14 protein-coding genes are annotated in these 14,742 nt (G+C 71.3%); 3 read left to right on the top strand and 11 right to left on the bottom strand.

Annotated elements, in window-relative coordinates; translation table 11 throughout:
- Entirely contained in the window at positions 1-1,614 is a 1,614-nt protein-coding gene (locus ACIGXE_RS33675; RefSeq protein WP_399753552.1) for a hypothetical protein, read from the bottom strand.
- A gap of 281 nt (positions 1,615-1,895) precedes the next feature.
- A complete protein-coding gene (locus ACIGXE_RS33670) occupies positions 1,896-2,558 on the bottom strand; it encodes a deoxynucleoside kinase (protein WP_399753550.1) in 663 nt (220 codons plus the stop codon).
- Between the two features lie 190 nt (positions 2,559-2,748).
- On the opposite strand from ACIGXE_RS33670, the gene ACIGXE_RS33665 reads away from it, so the two are divergent.
- Complete coding sequence (locus ACIGXE_RS33665; protein WP_399753548.1) at positions 2,749-3,057, top strand: hypothetical protein; 309 nt, start codon at positions 2,749-2,751, stop codon at positions 3,055-3,057.
- 136 nt (positions 3,058-3,193) lie between these two features.
- Here the strand turns inward: ACIGXE_RS33665 and ACIGXE_RS33660 are convergent, their stop codons facing one another.
- The 8 genes from ACIGXE_RS33660 to ACIGXE_RS33625 form a co-directional block, all read right to left on the bottom strand.
- Complete coding sequence (locus ACIGXE_RS33660) at positions 3,194-3,388, bottom strand: hypothetical protein (protein ID WP_399753545.1); 195 nt, start codon at positions 3,386-3,388, stop codon at positions 3,194-3,196.
- A complete protein-coding gene (locus tag ACIGXE_RS33655) occupies positions 3,381-4,811 on the bottom strand; it encodes a ferric reductase-like transmembrane domain-containing protein (RefSeq protein ID WP_399753543.1) in 1,431 nt (476 codons plus the stop codon). The genes ACIGXE_RS33660 and ACIGXE_RS33655 overlap by 8 nt, the downstream gene beginning before the upstream one ends.
- A 150-nt stretch (positions 4,812-4,961) precedes the next feature.
- On the bottom strand, positions 4,962-5,603 hold the full coding sequence (locus ACIGXE_RS33650; RefSeq protein WP_399753541.1) for a hypothetical protein: 642 nt from the start codon (positions 5,601-5,603) through the stop codon (positions 4,962-4,964).
- A gap of 104 nt (positions 5,604-5,707) precedes the next feature.
- Positions 5,708-7,795, bottom strand: a complete 2,088-nt coding sequence (locus ACIGXE_RS33645; RefSeq protein WP_399753539.1) for an RICIN domain-containing protein — start codon at positions 7,793-7,795, stop codon at positions 5,708-5,710.
- Between the two features lie 381 nt (positions 7,796-8,176).
- Positions 8,177-8,734: a GNAT family N-acetyltransferase gene (locus ACIGXE_RS33640; protein WP_399753536.1), complete on the bottom strand. Its 558-nt coding sequence runs from the start codon at positions 8,732-8,734 to the stop codon at positions 8,177-8,179.
- 444 nt (positions 8,735-9,178) lie between these two features.
- Positions 9,179-9,697, bottom strand: a complete 519-nt coding sequence (locus ACIGXE_RS33635) for a hypothetical protein (RefSeq protein WP_399753534.1) — start codon at positions 9,695-9,697, stop codon at positions 9,179-9,181.
- Positions 9,688-10,413, bottom strand: a complete 726-nt coding sequence (locus ACIGXE_RS33630) for a DUF4253 domain-containing protein (RefSeq protein WP_399753532.1) — start codon at positions 10,411-10,413, stop codon at positions 9,688-9,690. Before ACIGXE_RS33630 ends, ACIGXE_RS33635 begins: the two co-directional genes overlap by 10 nt.
- Positions 10,414-10,759: 346 nt before the next feature.
- Entirely contained in the window at positions 10,760-11,077 is a 318-nt protein-coding gene (locus ACIGXE_RS33625) for a hypothetical protein (RefSeq protein WP_399753529.1), read from the bottom strand.
- Between the two features lie 178 nt (positions 11,078-11,255).
- Between ACIGXE_RS33625 and ACIGXE_RS33620 the strand changes: the two genes are divergently transcribed.
- The gene (locus tag ACIGXE_RS33620; RefSeq protein WP_399753528.1) at positions 11,256-12,212 is read left to right on the top strand and encodes a GlxA family transcriptional regulator; all 957 of its coding nucleotides are present in this window, start codon (positions 11,256-11,258) and stop codon (positions 12,210-12,212) included.
- 110 nt (positions 12,213-12,322) lie between these two features.
- Entirely contained in the window at positions 12,323-13,321 is a 999-nt protein-coding gene (gene gap / locus ACIGXE_RS33615) for a type I glyceraldehyde-3-phosphate dehydrogenase (RefSeq protein ID WP_399753525.1), read from the top strand.
- A gap of 362 nt (positions 13,322-13,683) precedes the next feature.
- On the opposite strand, the gene ACIGXE_RS33610 is transcribed toward gap, so the two are convergent.
- The coding region (locus ACIGXE_RS33610) for an RNA-guided endonuclease InsQ/TnpB family protein (protein ID WP_399753523.1) at positions 13,684-14,742 on the bottom strand (1,059 nt) is incomplete at its 5' end.

The raw sequence follows: 14,742 nt of genomic DNA, 5'->3' as shown, positions 1-14,742 counted from the left end.
TCAGTCCCGGCAGCCGTATGCGGCGGCCACCTCCGCCAGTCCCTCCAGGCCCCGGTCCGCGTCACCGCCTTCGCCCAGGCGTGCGATCAGGAGCACCCGGGCCGGCACGGCGGTCTTCGCGTAGGCGGTGAGCCGGTGATGGCCGTCCAGTACAACGCCGACGAGCCACCGTTCCTCGTGCCGGGCCTCGACGTAGCGGTCGTCGATCCAGCCGAGGACGACTGCGGCGGGCCGCTCCCCAGCCGCTATGGCCGCCGCATGCTGGGCAACGGTCGCCGGGGCGAGCGCCTCTGGCGGTTGCGAGGGCAGGACGGCGCCGTAAGTGAACGGTAACCGGCCAGCCGGGACGGGTGAGGTGAGCTGGAAATGCGCGACGCCGGGCCAGTAGTCCTCGGGCCGGTCGTCGCCGCACTCGCAGTCGTCGCCCTCCTGCTGTGCTCGGGCCTCCGCACGGCGGTACCACCACGAATGGGCCGGCTCGCTCACCCGCTCCAGAGGGAGGTCGAGCAGGAGGACGCGGTAGTGACCGGTCTCCAGCTCGCCGAGCACGGGACTCCATTCGGCGAGCAGCGTTGCGTCGAGCCGGTCCAGGTGGGCGAGCCGCCCGCGCATGCGGGCCGCGATCCGGGTCGCCTCGTCGTCGGGCCAGTTCAGCAACGTCAGGACCAGCTCGCACGTGCCGCACGACGAGCCGACGCCGTACAGCGGCTTTCGGTCGAACATCAGCGACCGGCCCCAGCGCGGCCAGGTGGAGCCGGGTGACGGCGGGTCGAAGGCGACCCGGATCCGGCCAGCGCCACCGTCGACGGAAAACCGGGCCCGGGAGCGGGACTCCACAACGATGTTCCGCACGTTAACGGGAGCGCGCTCGGTGCGGCCGTCGGCCCAGGCGGCACGCACGGCCGCCGCGTAAGCCGCCCCATCCGCCCCTTCCGGCAGGAGCGGGTCGCGTCCGGTGAGCCGTATGAGTGCGTGGTGGACGTCGTACACCCGATCCTGCCCGCTCTCGGCGAGCCATCGAACCAGGTACGGTACGGCGGCGGGGTCGCCCATCAGCTCCAGGGCGACGGCGAACGCGGTATGGTCGAGGCCGGTCACCTCCGGCAATCGCTCGGCGATCGGTGCCGTCCATTCGCGGGCGCCGAGGCGGGCCAGGGCGAGCGCGGCGCGACCGCGCGGGGCGGCAGTGTCCCCGAGGAGGGCGCCGAGGCGCGGCGCGAAAGACGTGTCGCCGGAGAGCCCCATAGCGTCAATAAGTTCGGGGACCGGCGGGTCACCGGCGCGTGCCTCGTCCGCGAACGCCCGCAGCAGCTCGGCAGGCAGCCGCAGCCCACGCGCCACGGCGGCCCTCAGCAGGTCTTGGCGCTCGTCGGCGGTGAACGCTGGCTCGGCGAACAAGCGCAGCAACACCTCGTCGCCGGGATCGCCAAGGCTCCGCAAGAACCAGCTGAGATACGGGCGGAACGCCGCCCGGTCCGCGTCGGACCGGTACAACTTTGTGACCGCCTCGGCGAGGCGGCCGGGCCCGTCGTCTTTCAGCGCGTCCAGCGCGGTCCACGGGTCGTCGGCGCAAAGGGCGGCGAGCAGTTCCTGCATGGTGTCGAGATCCTCCATGCAGGCAGTATCGGCCACAGTGACGGCGGGCAGGACGCTTCCCGACAGGCAGCGAACCCAATTCGTGTAACGGTACGTCCGGGTTCACCACCGGCCCGGCCGCGCGTGGGTCGACGTCTCCATCCCTGCCGGGAGGCGGGGCCCGGCCGTGAAAGGCGGCGCCGGACCTGGCAGTGTGTCCGCGTGGATGACGCACTCGTGGGTACCCAGGTGCCGCAAAGACGACTGACCGACCCCGACGCGGCAGTGCAGCCGTGGCGGCATCAGCAGGCGCCGGCGGTTCAGGCGCGGCGCCTCGCGGCGGCCAGGGCGTCCTTGACCTCCTGCGCCACGCGGGCCGCGTCGTCGGGGTTCTTCACCACGTCGGTGCGATTCATGTCGATGACGAGGACGTCGCTGGCCGAGTAGTGCTTGTGCACCCAGTCGTCGTAGCCGGACCACAGCGTCCGGTAGTACTCGACGAGTGCCTCGTCCTGCTCGAAGTCCCGGCCGCGCAACCCGATGCGCTTGAGCACCGTCTCGAAGTCCGCCTTGAGGTAGACCATGAGGTCGGGTGCCTTCCGGTACGGGAGGCTGTCGATCTCCCGCATCATCTCGTTCAGCAGCCCCTCGTACACCTGCATCTCGAGGGAGCTGATGCGGCCCAGGTCGTGGTTGACCTTGGCGAAGTACCAGTCCTCGTAGATGGAACGGTCGAGGACGTTGTCGCCCTGCTTGTACGCCTCCTTGATCGAGGCGAACCGCGTCTGGAGGAAGTAGAGCTGGAGCAGGAAGGGGTAGCGCTTGGCCTGGACCTCCTCGGGGCTCGCCGTGTAGAAGAGCGGCAGGATCGGGTTGTCGTCCACGCTCTCGTAGAAGACGTCGCTGCCCAGCTCCTTGGCGAGCAGCTCGGCGACACTCGTCTTGCCGATCCCGATCATGCCTCCGACGCAGATCACTGACATACCTCACTTCTCCCTGGGGGCTTCCGTTCGCGGGCGGGGCCGGGCCGACCCACATCCACTGGGACGCGTGGCGGCAGTCCCTCGATTCCCAGGATCTTCATGATCAGTGTCACGTGGTTCCCGCCCCCGGCCGAGCCGTGGGCGGGTCATGGCCGTCGCCGCGGGCCTGGTGCACGGATACGCGCACCACATGGCCACGCATCACACCGGCAGCGCCGCCGTCCGCTGGAAACGCCTGATCACCGCGCTGGGGGACGAGTGGCCCTTGGTCGTCGCCGTTCTGCCCACCGTGGCGCTGCTGTTGCTGGCCGGCGCGGCGGACTGGGACGAGGGGCCGGTCACGACGGTCGGCCTGACCCTCAACACCCTGCTGCTGGGCGCCTGGGGCACCTTCGCAGCGCTGAGGTCCGGCTACCGGCGCCGCTCGGCCGTGCTGGTGGGGCTCGCGGACGCGACGATCGGGCTGGTGATCGCGGTCGCCAACGCGTTGATCAAGTAGGGGCTCGGACGCGGGTCTGCCGTGCGAGTCCGACCGATCCCGGCGCATCGACCGGTCCGGGCGCATCGACCGGTCCCGGCGCATCGACCGGTCCCGGCGTACCGGCTCCCCTTCTCCCTCGCGGAGGGCGCCGTGATCAGATGCCGGAGAGCCGAGCCGTCTCAGGGGTGGTGATGCGGGGTTCGCGGTCGGGGGCGGGAGGCGCCGCCGGCCGGCCGACCGCGGTCAGCAGCGTTGCGGCGAGCGCCCCGGCGCTGACGAGTGCGGCGGCGGTGAGGCGCCCGGACCTCTGCGGGGACGCGGGAGCCGGGAGGCGGCGGTGTCTAGACATCGTGGAAGTCCTCACTGTGGATACGGCCGGCCGGCACCCCGGCCCGGATCAGGGACGCGGTCGCCGCCCGCGCCATCCCCGGCGGCCCGCACAGGTAGACGTCGTGCGCGGCGAGATCCGGCACCAGACCCCGCAACGCACGCGGCGCGAGCGGGTCGAAGACGTCGTCGGAGGGCCCCAGGAGGTAGTGCAGCGCGGCCTGCCGCTCGCGGGCGATGGCCTCCAACTCCTCGCGCAGGACCAGACCGGTCGTGTCGGACGCCCGATAGAGCAGGGTGAGGTCGCCCGGACCGCCGGGCAGCGTCTCGAACAGCGCCCGCAGCGGGGTGATGCCGACACCGCCGGCGAGCAGCAGCACCTTGCGACGGGTACGCCGGTGGGCGGTGAGCGCGCCGAACGGGCCGGTGGCCACCACCCGGGTCCCGGGCCGCAGCCTGCGGATCCGCCGGGTGTGGTCGCCGAGCGCCTTCACCGTGATGCGCAGGGTGTCGTCGTGAACGGGCGCGGAGAGCGAGAAGGGCAGGGCGGTGAAGCGCAGGCCGGGGCGCAGGAACCGCCAACGGAAGAACTGCCCGGGCTCGGCCCGCAGCTCCGCCAGTCCCGTGCCCCGCACGAGCACGGAGACCGTGTCGGGCGCCTCGTCGACGACCCCGACGACCCGCAGGTCGTGCCGGAACGCCTGCCGGAGGGGGACGACGATCCGGTACCAGAGGAGGACGACGGCCACGGAGGCGTGGGCCATCGACCACAGCCAGACGGTGAGCAGGTTGCCGGCGACGTCGGGCCCGGCGAGTTGGTGGACGAACCCGAAGGCGGCGGCGAGGTGGCTGAGCAGGTGCAGCCGGCGCCAGGTCTCGTGCCGGACCCGGCGGCGTACGGCCGGGGCGGAGCTGACGCCGACGGCGACGAACAGCACCGTGCCGGCACACGCCGCGGCGATCCACGGGTAGCCGAGCAGCCGGCCTGTGGCGGTCACCAGGTCGGTGCCGGTATGAGCGGCGTAACCGCACAGGGCCAGCGCCCCGTGGGCGCCGACGAGACCGAGGACGTGGCGCCCGCCCCGGGCGTGCCAACGGGCGAGCCGGTCTGCGCCGACGCCGTGCTCGACGGCCGGTATCCGGGCCATCAGGAGCAGCATGACCAGGACGCCGTACCCCGCGAGCAACCCGGTCAGGTGGGCGCCGCTCGCGAAGAGCGCGTCGAGCCGGGCGGACGGCCGCGCCTGGAGGCCCCAGGCGAGCGCGACCACGCCGGCGCCCGCGACGACGGCGGTACGCAGCCGGACGGGATCGAGGCGCGGTGAGGCGGCACCGCCCCGTTTCGGCGGCGCGGACGGGACGGCGGCAGGGCGTACCGGTGCCGCCACCCGCACGGTGAGCGGGGTGTAGAGGGGGTGCGGAGGCTGGGTGGTCACGTTCGGCACCCTAGGGCGGCCGGATGCGGAGACCACCTGTTCAGAGCCCTGCGCCGCCACCCTTAAGGCGGCCTTGAGCAGGCCCTCACGAGTGGTTAAGGGAACGGACGGGGAGGGGCGGAAGGAGGCGGGGAGGACAGGGGACGAGCCGGCAGGCGGTCAGCGCCGCCCGCCGCGCCTGCGCCGTATCCACACCCCGGCGCCGGCTCCCGCGAGCGAGGCGACCACCAGCCCGACCGTGGTCGGACCGATGGCCCAGCTCTCCTTGTCCCTGTCCTCGGGCGCGGAGCGCGACGCGGACGAAGACCGCGAACCGCCGGAAGTCGACGCCGACTTCTGCGCCGCCGCAGATGCGGGGGCACGGGTGGGCGTGGGGGTGGGCGCGGCCGCGGTCCCGCCCGGAACCGAGGAGACGCCGGGCGACGACGGCACGGCGGCGACCGTCAACTGCCGCTCGGCGTGCCCGAGTCCGGGCTCGCCGGCCGCGACCGTGACCGTCCAGGTGCCGGCCGGCAGGGCTTCGGCGGTGGTCCAGTCGGCCGGGCGGGCGCCGCGGACGAGTTTCCAGGGGCCGACCGTACGCCGGCCGTCCACGCTGACGGCGCTGACCACCGCGGCGACCTGCTCGTCGACGGGGTCTCCGTCGTTCTGCCAGGTCACCTGGGTGAGGACGTGGCCGTCCCGGTGGCCGGTGACGACCACCTCCAGGGTGTCGCCGTGGGCCACGGCGACCTGCGGCAGGGCGAGGCCGAGGGCGAGCGCTGTGCCGAGGACGAGTACGGGGCGGGTGACGGTGTGCATGGCGGTGCTCCGGTCCGGCGGTGGAGGGAAGTCGTGGGGCTGGGGGCGGGCCGCCGATCGGCGGCCCGCCCGATGTGCGATGCGGTCGGATCCTCCGGCCCGGCTCAGCCGGCCCGGCGGACCGTCCAGATCTGCGCCGGCCGTCCGTCGACGCGCTGGAGGTCGAGCAGCCAGGCCCCGTAGTAGGGACGGCTGCTGACGGTCAGGGCGTAGGACCCGCTCCGGTCGGCGAGCGTGACCACGCCGTTCGCGACCGTCATCCGCCACTGCTGGGCCGCGGAGCCGGAGGCGCAGGGCTGCTGGGCCACCCACATGCCGGGGGCAGGCGTGCCGCCGGGCTGCAGGCACTTGCCCGAGGCCGCGGACCGGACCCGCACGAGACCGCTCCCCGCGTCGTCGAAGTACCACTGCTGCTGCTCGTACCCGTTGCTCTGGGCACCGACCAGCACCGTGCCGTCGGCGCTGCGGCCGCCCCACAGCTGGGCGCTCAGCCCGGTGCTGCCGTTGGAGAGCAGGTAACGGGTGGCGGGGGCGGTGGTGCCGCCCGCCTCGGCGGTGCGGAAGCTCGTCGCGCGGCCCGGCCCGCTGTCGCGGCCCTGGCTGTCGCGGACGGAGACGGCGACGGTGTGCGAGGTGCCCGGCCGCAGGTTGTAGATCCGCAGCGCGGTGCTCTGGACCCACGTCAGGTGCCGGCCGTCGAGGAGCACCTGGTACCAGGACGCGTCGGTGACCCGCGGCCAGCTCACCACGACGGAGTCAGCCTGGATCTGGCCGGCCGTCACGTCCGGTCCGGCGCCGGGCCGCGGCCCGGTCGGGGTGGGCGTCGGGGTGGGCGTGGGCGTGGGGCTCGGAGTCGGGTCCGGTCCGGTGCCGCCGCCCTGGGCGCGCATCAGGAACTGGTTGTCGGCGATGTTCCAGTGCGTGGCGAGATAGCTGCCGGGCCGGGGGCTGGTGTGGAAGTAGTCGTCGTGGTTGCAGTCGAGGACGTTCTCGGAGGCCCGGTTGGTGCAGACGTTGCGCATCTGCGGGTAGTACGGGCTGTCCGAGTAGCACATCACGTCCCACTCGTCCGTACAGTGCGCGCCACGGCTGGTGTTGGGCGCGCTGTTGTTGACCGCGCCGAGGTTGTGGCCGAGTTCGTGGGCCGCGGTGTGCCCGCCCCAGCAGCCGCTGTCGGTACGGCCGTACGAGGGACCGAAGTTGCTCAGGTTGGACTGGCCGGGCCGCTCGTCCCCGGCGAAGGTGCCGATGCCGCAGTACACCTGCGCGTCGGCGAAGATCATGTACTTGCGGTCGCGCCGGTCGAGGCCCTTGGCGGCGAGCGCCCGGTTGGTGGCGCTGAACTCGGACAGGGCGGAGTCGGGGAGTTCGATGTCGAGCACGGTGGGCGTGCAGTCCGCGGCCGTCACGTACCGGATGTGGCGGACGCCGCCGGTCTCCTGCGCGCTGACCGAGTAGATGACGTCGGCGTCGGCGGCCCACTTGCGGAAGGAGGCGAGGTACTCGGAGTACCGGTCGCGGCCGGGGCCGTGGACGTACACGACCTGGACCCGGTTGCCGGTGCTGCCGTCGCCGTCGCACTGGACGGTCTGTCCGGCGGGCCCGGCGGCGGTGGTGGTGGTGCCCGTGACGGCCGGGGCGGTGGGGCTCGGCGCGGCGGCGGCCGCGGTACGCGGGGCCCGCGCGTCGACGGCGGGCGCGTCCTGCGAGGGCCCCTGGCTCTTACGGGGCGCGGGCTGCTGAGCGGCCGGTTCGGCCGGATCGGCGGCGAGGGCCGCGGACTTGACCGCGGGCGGAGTGTCCTTCTTGATGTCGACGCCCGTCGGCGGGGCGTCGGGGCCGTGGGTGCAGTGGCCGGTGGCGGTGGCGTAGACGCCTGCGCAGCGGTCTCCCTCGGGGGCCACCTTGAGACCGTCGTAGACCATGCCCCGGGCCGGCTGGTTGGCCGGCTTCTTCTGGATCGGCTCCGGCTCTTCGTCCCTGGCCGGCGCGGCGGCGGGGACGGCGATGTCGGTGGCGGGGGTCTCGAGGCGGGCGAGTGGCGTCGTGCCCCCGTCCGCCCGCCCCGCCTGGTAGGCGATCCCCCCGGCCACGACCGCCGCGAGCGCCATGGCGGTGGTGACGCCTATGAAGCGTCTGCGAGGCCGGACCTCGCGTGCCTGAGTCTGCTTCGGCTTCCGATGTCTAGACATGCACACCTCAACTCTTTGGTCAGAAGACTGGGTGCGCGGAAGCCTGTCAGAACCTCCCGGTGAAGAATTCGGACAAAGGGGAGAGTGTTCAAAGAATCCATTCCGTTACCTACGGTGCCGTATCTGATGAACACTCAACTCGCTTTAAAATTAGGGGAATTACGCGCGTCGCAGAGTATTGGTCCAGGCCTTTCCGGCGATCCTGTTATGTAATCGAAATAAACGCCGACGACTATTGACGGGAATTCAGTAAAGGATTCACCTAATTTCTCACCTCGTGAATCCCCCCGATCACCACCCGTGAGCGCGTGCCCCAACTCGCCCGCCCCACAACGCCCTTCCGCCCCACCGAACGACGGCCGCCCCCGCCGAAAGCCGGCCTCAGGGCCTGGTGGTCAGGAGATCGAGGAGCATCAGGACCTCGTCGCGGGTGTCGTCGGGCGCGAAGCGCAGGGCTCCGGGCCAGCGGCCCGTCTCCCGCCACCCGAGACGCCCGTAGAAGTCCTCGAGACCCATCCCGCCCCGAGCCGCCAGCCGGAGCTGTTCGAGCCCCAGCTCGTCACGGGCGACCTTCCGCAGTTCTCGCATGAGGGCGGATCCGACACCGCGCCCGCGGAAGCTCGGGTGCGTCTGGAGGTGGTGAACCGTGCCCCAGTGCGCGACCAGCCGAAAGGGATCACGCCTGAGGACCACCCATCCGGCAAGCGCCCCGTCGTATTCGGCGACGACGAGTCGGCTGCACGACGGGTCGAGACTGCCCAGGAGCTCGTCCGCGACCGGGACGACGTCGTCTTCCCGGACCGGAGGAAAAGGGAATCCGGCCGCACCACCCGCGTTCGTGACCGCGACCCAGCAGTCGACGAGCTGACGCCTCAGGTCGGGACCGACCTCGTGCGCCCGGGTGATCTGGGTGAGGGTGGGCATGATCTTCTGCTTCATGCGCAGGAGCCTCCCAGGCGGCACTGACATTGATGCTGATACTCAGCGGCATGACATCAGCGGTCGCAGCGGACACCGCAGACCAGTACGTGTTCGGCGGGGTCGACTCCCAACCCCGGCCTGCGGGCCGCCTACGGGGTCGGCCCCGACACCGCCGATCGCTCGCCAGACCGACGCCGGTCGGACAAAGAAGGAGATCATCCGGCTCCTGAAACGAGCCATCGTCCGGAAGATGTTCCGCTGCCTCACCACCACGGCCACCGTCCCGGACATCGCGGACTGCGGCCGCTGCGGCAGTCCAAGAACATCACGCTCACCGCCGCCGCCCGCCAAGTCGGAGTCTGGCCGACCGCCATCTCCAACCTCGAACGCCGGCTCCGCCGCGACGACGAACTCGCCAGCGCCTACCGAGACCGGCTCAGCGCCGCTTGATCACACGCGAGGTCAGGCACCATCCGGCACTGTCGGCCACTTCCGACCATCGGCGGAGACACCCGCTGGCCGACCAGCGCGAACGAAGTCGCCGTACTCGTCCTGGACGACGCCCTCGTTGACCCACCGGCCCCGCTCGGCTCCAACGCGCTGCTCGGCAACCTTTAGCGCAGCCAGCGGGTCTTCAGCCATGCCCAGGAGCAGGCCGAACTCGCTGACCTCGTCATCCGGATCGAACGGCGGGAACTCCCCCAGGTCCAAGAAGCTCTCGCTGCCGACGTCCTCGACTGCGTGGAGGTAGACCTCAAACGGCCCCTTCGTCGCACGGACCTCGACATAGCGCACACCAGGGTGCTCGGCCGAGCCGCACGGTCCAAGGAACTGCTCGACCGAACGGCCCCGCCGCAAGGCCCCAAGAACGAATGACTCCGCCAAGTACCGCACCCGGCCACAATACGGCTCGCTCAAGTCACAGGGCTTGACGACCAACAGGAGCATCATCGCGGTGGGGCAGGCGTCGCTCAGTCCCACCACAGCGACCAGACCGTCGAACGAACCATGCCGTCGCCGGCGGTCCGCGGGTCCTGCACGGTGTCGGAGCAGTAGCCCAGCAACTCCGTCGCTGCCTGCGCCGCCGCCCGGGGAGCCAACGGCGGTCTGTCCACCACCAGCTCCAGATACGCGCCCTGGGCGAGGAAGAGCTCGGCGCCCCACTGCTCCTGCCAGCGCCTGAGCAGCGCCGCGTCGTCGGCGGGAGTGAGGATCCGGTCGCCGTACCCGAACCAGTTGCCCGTCCCGATCAGGTGGGGCAGGACCACGGGCACCTCGTAACCTCCACGCACCGGCACGAAGGTGAGCCACCGGGGTCCCCGACCCCAGGTGTCCCGATCCCCGGACCCCCAGCGCGACACCCCCGGCAGCGGCTGGACGAGCTCAGGTCCCAGGCGCGGTGCGAGCCGATCGGGCTCGTAGTCGTCTCTCCAGCCCTCGCGATCCTCCTCGTCCCCACCGACGCACTCCATCGACCACCGGAAGCTGGACACCCCCACGGAGGCCGCACGCGCGTCGTGGTCCTGGCACACCACCTCGGCCCTCAGGTTCTCCAGGGCAGCGGCATCGACGCCGTCGTGAAGACTGGCTCGGGCCACGTCGTCCGGCGACATCCGGCCGACGTAGGGCCACCAACCGGTCTCACCGTGCTGTCCGCGCCATTCGTCCCAGACGTCACGGATCCTCTCCCGCGGCACGGACACTCCGATGACCTCAATGCCTGCGGCTGTAGTGAGTCGCTCCGGAGGCGACTGGGGAGAGCGGGCACGCAGGACGTGAAGGAGCTCGTCAGCGCAGAGGCGTGGCTGATACCTGGTCATAGTGCCCGGACCCTACGGTCCACCCACTCACCGCGCACTCCGATATACCCGCAGCGGGAAACGCCACGGGGCTGCGTGCTCGTCGAAGAGACAGGGCCGGCCCTGCGTACGGCGACCAGCGCGTTGCCGGCGCGGCCCAGGCCCTCGGTTCGGAGGATGAGATCCGCGACGGGGAAGACTCCGGCGGTGACCGTCCGACGTGGGGGCGCAGTACCGCTGTGAGCTACCGAGCGTCGACGTTCCCCAGTTGGACGGCCGACGCAGCCATGTCCCGCAGGTGTGCGTAGTACTCGCTCGCGCCGTCCTCGTCACGGATCGACGGCAGGACCTTCTCCACGGCCGCGAGGCAGACGAGCAGGACCTCGCGACGCTTCTCGTCCAGCGGACCTCGCAGCGACGAGAGGACACAGCCCGCGATGTCCGCGTCGAGCAACACCATGTCCTCGCCTTCGATCACTCGACCGCGCATGCGCGGGGGGAACGGCGCGCTCATGTGCTTGTCCCACATCCGGGAGAGCAGCTCCCGGTTCGATCCGCTCATGTTTGCGATCATGCCTTACGGCCTCGCCCTGCGGGAAAGCGTCCCTCAGTGCTGATGGACGACTGCTCGACCGGATCGCGCCGCGCCGGTGTCCTCGCCGGCCGACCCGTGACGCGCGACTCCGTCCCGCGACCCGGCCCGGACGTCTCGGGAGTCACGTCCCCCGTAGGCTCTTCCTGTGCCAGCCCCCCGCCTTCACCGTGTCGCCGTCCTCGTGCTCGACGGTGCGAAGCCGCTCGATGTCGGCATTCCCGCGCAGGTGTTCACGACCCGCGCGAGCATGCCCTACGAGGTACGGGTGTGCGGGGCGACACCCGGGCTCGTGACGGGGGGCGACGGCCTCGCGTACTACGTCGCCCACGGCCTCGAAGCGCTCGCGTGGGCCGACATCGTGTTCGTCCCCGGTTACCGTTTCCCCGACCGCGACGACCCGCCGCGGGCCGTCGTCGACGCGCTGGTCGCCGCCCACGACCGGGGCGCGCGGCTCGCCGCCATCTCGACGGGAGCCTTCGCGCTCGCCGCCACGGGCCTGCTCGACGGCAGGCGCGCCACGACGCACTGGCACTACACACGGGCCCTGATGGCCCGCTATCCGCTCGTCCAGGTCGACGAGAACGTGCTGTTCGTCGACGAGGGCAGCGTGCTGACCTCGGCCGGCGCCGCCTCCGGCATCGACCTGTGCCTGCACATCCTGCGCGGCGACCTCGGAGTGGCCGCGTCCAACCACGCGGCCCGGCGTCTGGTCGCCGCCCCCTATCGCAGCGGCGGCCAGGCCCAGTACGTGCCGCGCAGTGTCCCCGAGCCGCTCGGCGAGCGGTTCGCCACCACCCGCGAGTGGGCGCTGCACCGGCTCGGCGAGCCCCTCTCCCTCGACACCCTCGCCCGGCAGGCCGGGGTCTCGCCGCGCACGTTCTCGCGGCGTTTCGTCGAAGAGACCGGCTACACGCCGATGCAGTGGGTGATGCGCGCCCGCGTCGACCTCGCGCGCGAACTGCTCGAGCGCTCGGAGCGCAGCGTCGAACAGATCGCCGCGGACGTCGGTCTCGGCACCGGCGCGAACCTGCGTCTGCACTTTCAGCGGATCCTCGGCACCACACCGAGCGAGTACCGGCGCACCTTCACCCGCGGCGAGTAACCTGCCCCTACCTCGCGGTGGCGAGATCCTTTTGAACCGTGGCGATCCCGCCACTGTCAGCGGCGTCGGCCGCGGGCGAGCCTGGTGGCCAAGGGAAAGGGACATCACTCATGACTCGCATCGCCATCAACGGATTCGGCCGCATCGGACGCAACGTGCTGCGTGCCCTGCTGGAACGCGACAGCGCCCTCGAGGTCGTCGCCGTCAACGACCTGACGGAGCCCGCCACCCTCGCCCGGCTCCTCGCGTACGACAGCACGGCCGGCCGGCTCGGGCGCCCGGTGACCGTCGACGGAGACGCCCTCGTCGTCGACGGCCGTCGGATCAAGGTGCTCGCCGAGCGTGAGCCCGCGCAGCTGCCGTGGGCCGAGCTCGGCGTCGACATCGTCCTGGAGGCCACCGGTCGCTTCACCTCGGCCAAGGCCGCCCGCGCCCACCTCGACGCCGGCGCGAAGAAGGTGCTCGTCAGCGCCCCGTCGGACGGCGCCGACGTCACGCTCGCGTTCGGTGTCAACAACGACGCCTACGACCCGGACGTGCACACGATCGTCTCGAACGCCTCCTGCACCACCAACGCGCTCGCGCCGCTGGCCGCGGTCCTCGACGAACTGGCCGGTATCGAGCACGGGTTCATGACCACCGTGCACGCGTACACGCAGGAGCAGAACCTGCAGGACGGTCCGCACCGCGATGCCCGTCGTGCCCGGGCCGCCGGCGTCAACATCGTGCCGACCACGACCGGCGCCGCCAAGGCGATCGGCCTCGTGCTGCCGAACCTCGACGGCAAGCTGTCGGGCGACTCGATCCGCGTACCGGTGCCGGTGGGCTCGATCGTCGAGCTCAACACGACCGTCGCCCGCGACGTGACGCGCGACGACGTGCTGGCGGCCTACCGCGCCGCGGCGGACGGGCCGCTCGCCGGCGTCCTCGAGTACTCCGACGACCCGCTCGTCTCGTCCGACATCACGGGCAACCCCGCCTCTTCCATCTTCGACTCGGCCCTCACCCGCGTCGACGGCCGCCACGTCAAGGTGGTCGCCTGGTACGACAACGAGTGGGGCTTCTCCAACCGTGTGATCGACACGCTCGAGTTCCTCACCACCGGCTGACCGGCCACCGGGTCGCACCCGCCTCCGGCGGCGACCACGCCGGCAGGCACTTCCCTTGGGCGCTCCGCTCGACCGGTCCGGTCGACCGGAGCGCCTCGGCATGTCAACGGGTCCCCGGCCTCCTGGGGGAGCCCGAGCGCCCACGACCGGTCCGGTGGCTGTTCCCGGCATCGGAGAGTGACGTACCGTGGGTGCCGCCGCCGCGCCGACCTGGATGAGTCCTCATCCATGCCTCGAAGCGGCCGCGAGGCGATGGCTCGTCCCTGTGGGCGGCAACCGTGCAGCGACCGGCCAGGCCGGCCGAACGGCTGCGAGCGTCGGTCGGGTCGGGATCCACAGCGCGTCTTGACATCCTCGCCCGCCTAATGGAGGGCGATTCCCGTCTGTCGCGCCGTTGTCGGGCGCGGCTGCGGGTGGGTTCCTGCTTCATCGCGCTGTGCGGGGATGAGTCCCCGTCTTACCTGCGCTCCACGGGCTGACACGGCCAGTCCGGCCGCCTTCGCGACGTTGACCGCCGCGTTGATGTCTCGGTCAAGGACGGCCCCGCACTCCTTGCACTGCCACACGCGGACGTGCAGGGGCTTCGGGCCGTCCTTGACACCGCAGGCCGAGCAGACCTGAGAGGTCGGCTCGAACCGGCCGACGCGCACGAAAGTGCGCCCGTACCGGCTCGCCTTGTACGCGAGCATGGTCGTGAACTGTGACCATCCAGCATCGTGCACGGACTTGGCAAGGCGTGTGCGGGCGAGTCCCTTGACCGCCAGGTCTTCCACCGCGATGGCTTGGTTCTCGCGGATCAGCTTGGTGGAGAGCTGGTGGTGGAACTCACGCCGCGCGTCGGCGACCCGTGCGTGAGCGCGGGCCACCTTGACGCGGGCCTTGGTCCGGTTGGCGCTGCCCTTCTCCTTGCGGGACAAGGAGCGCTGACTCTTCTTCAGGTGCTTCTCAGCCCTGCGCAGGAAGCGCGGGCTGTCGATCTTCCGACCGTCGGACAGGACGGCGAAGTGCCCCAGCCCGAGGTCTACACCGACCTCCGACATGACCGGGGTCAAGACTTCTTCGGGGCCGGTCTCCACGACGAACGACGCGAAGTACCTACCGGCGGAGTCCTTGATCACGGTCACGGTGGTGGGGGTGGACGGCAGGGTGCGTGACCACTTCACCGCCACGTCGCCGACCTTGGGCAGACGGAGCTTTCCGCCGGGAGTGATCTTCCATCCGGCGTTCCCGGTGAAACGGATCGCCTGCCGGGTATCCCGCTTCGACTTGAACCGGGGCGGCCCCATCTTGGGCCGCTTTCCCTTGAGGGAGTCGAAGAAGTTCCGGTAGGCGGTGTCCAGGTCACGAAGGGACTGCTGGAGGATCACCGACGACACCTCACCGAGCCAAACCCGCTCCGGCGTCTTCTTCGACGCCGTGAG

The organism is Streptomyces sp. NPDC053431 (genome assembly GCF_044544925.1).
GTDB lineage: Bacteria > Actinomycetota > Actinomycetes > Streptomycetales > Streptomycetaceae > Streptomyces.
The sequence above is the reverse complement of the archived record's forward strand: the minus strand, read 5'-3'. Positions and strand labels throughout refer to the sequence as shown.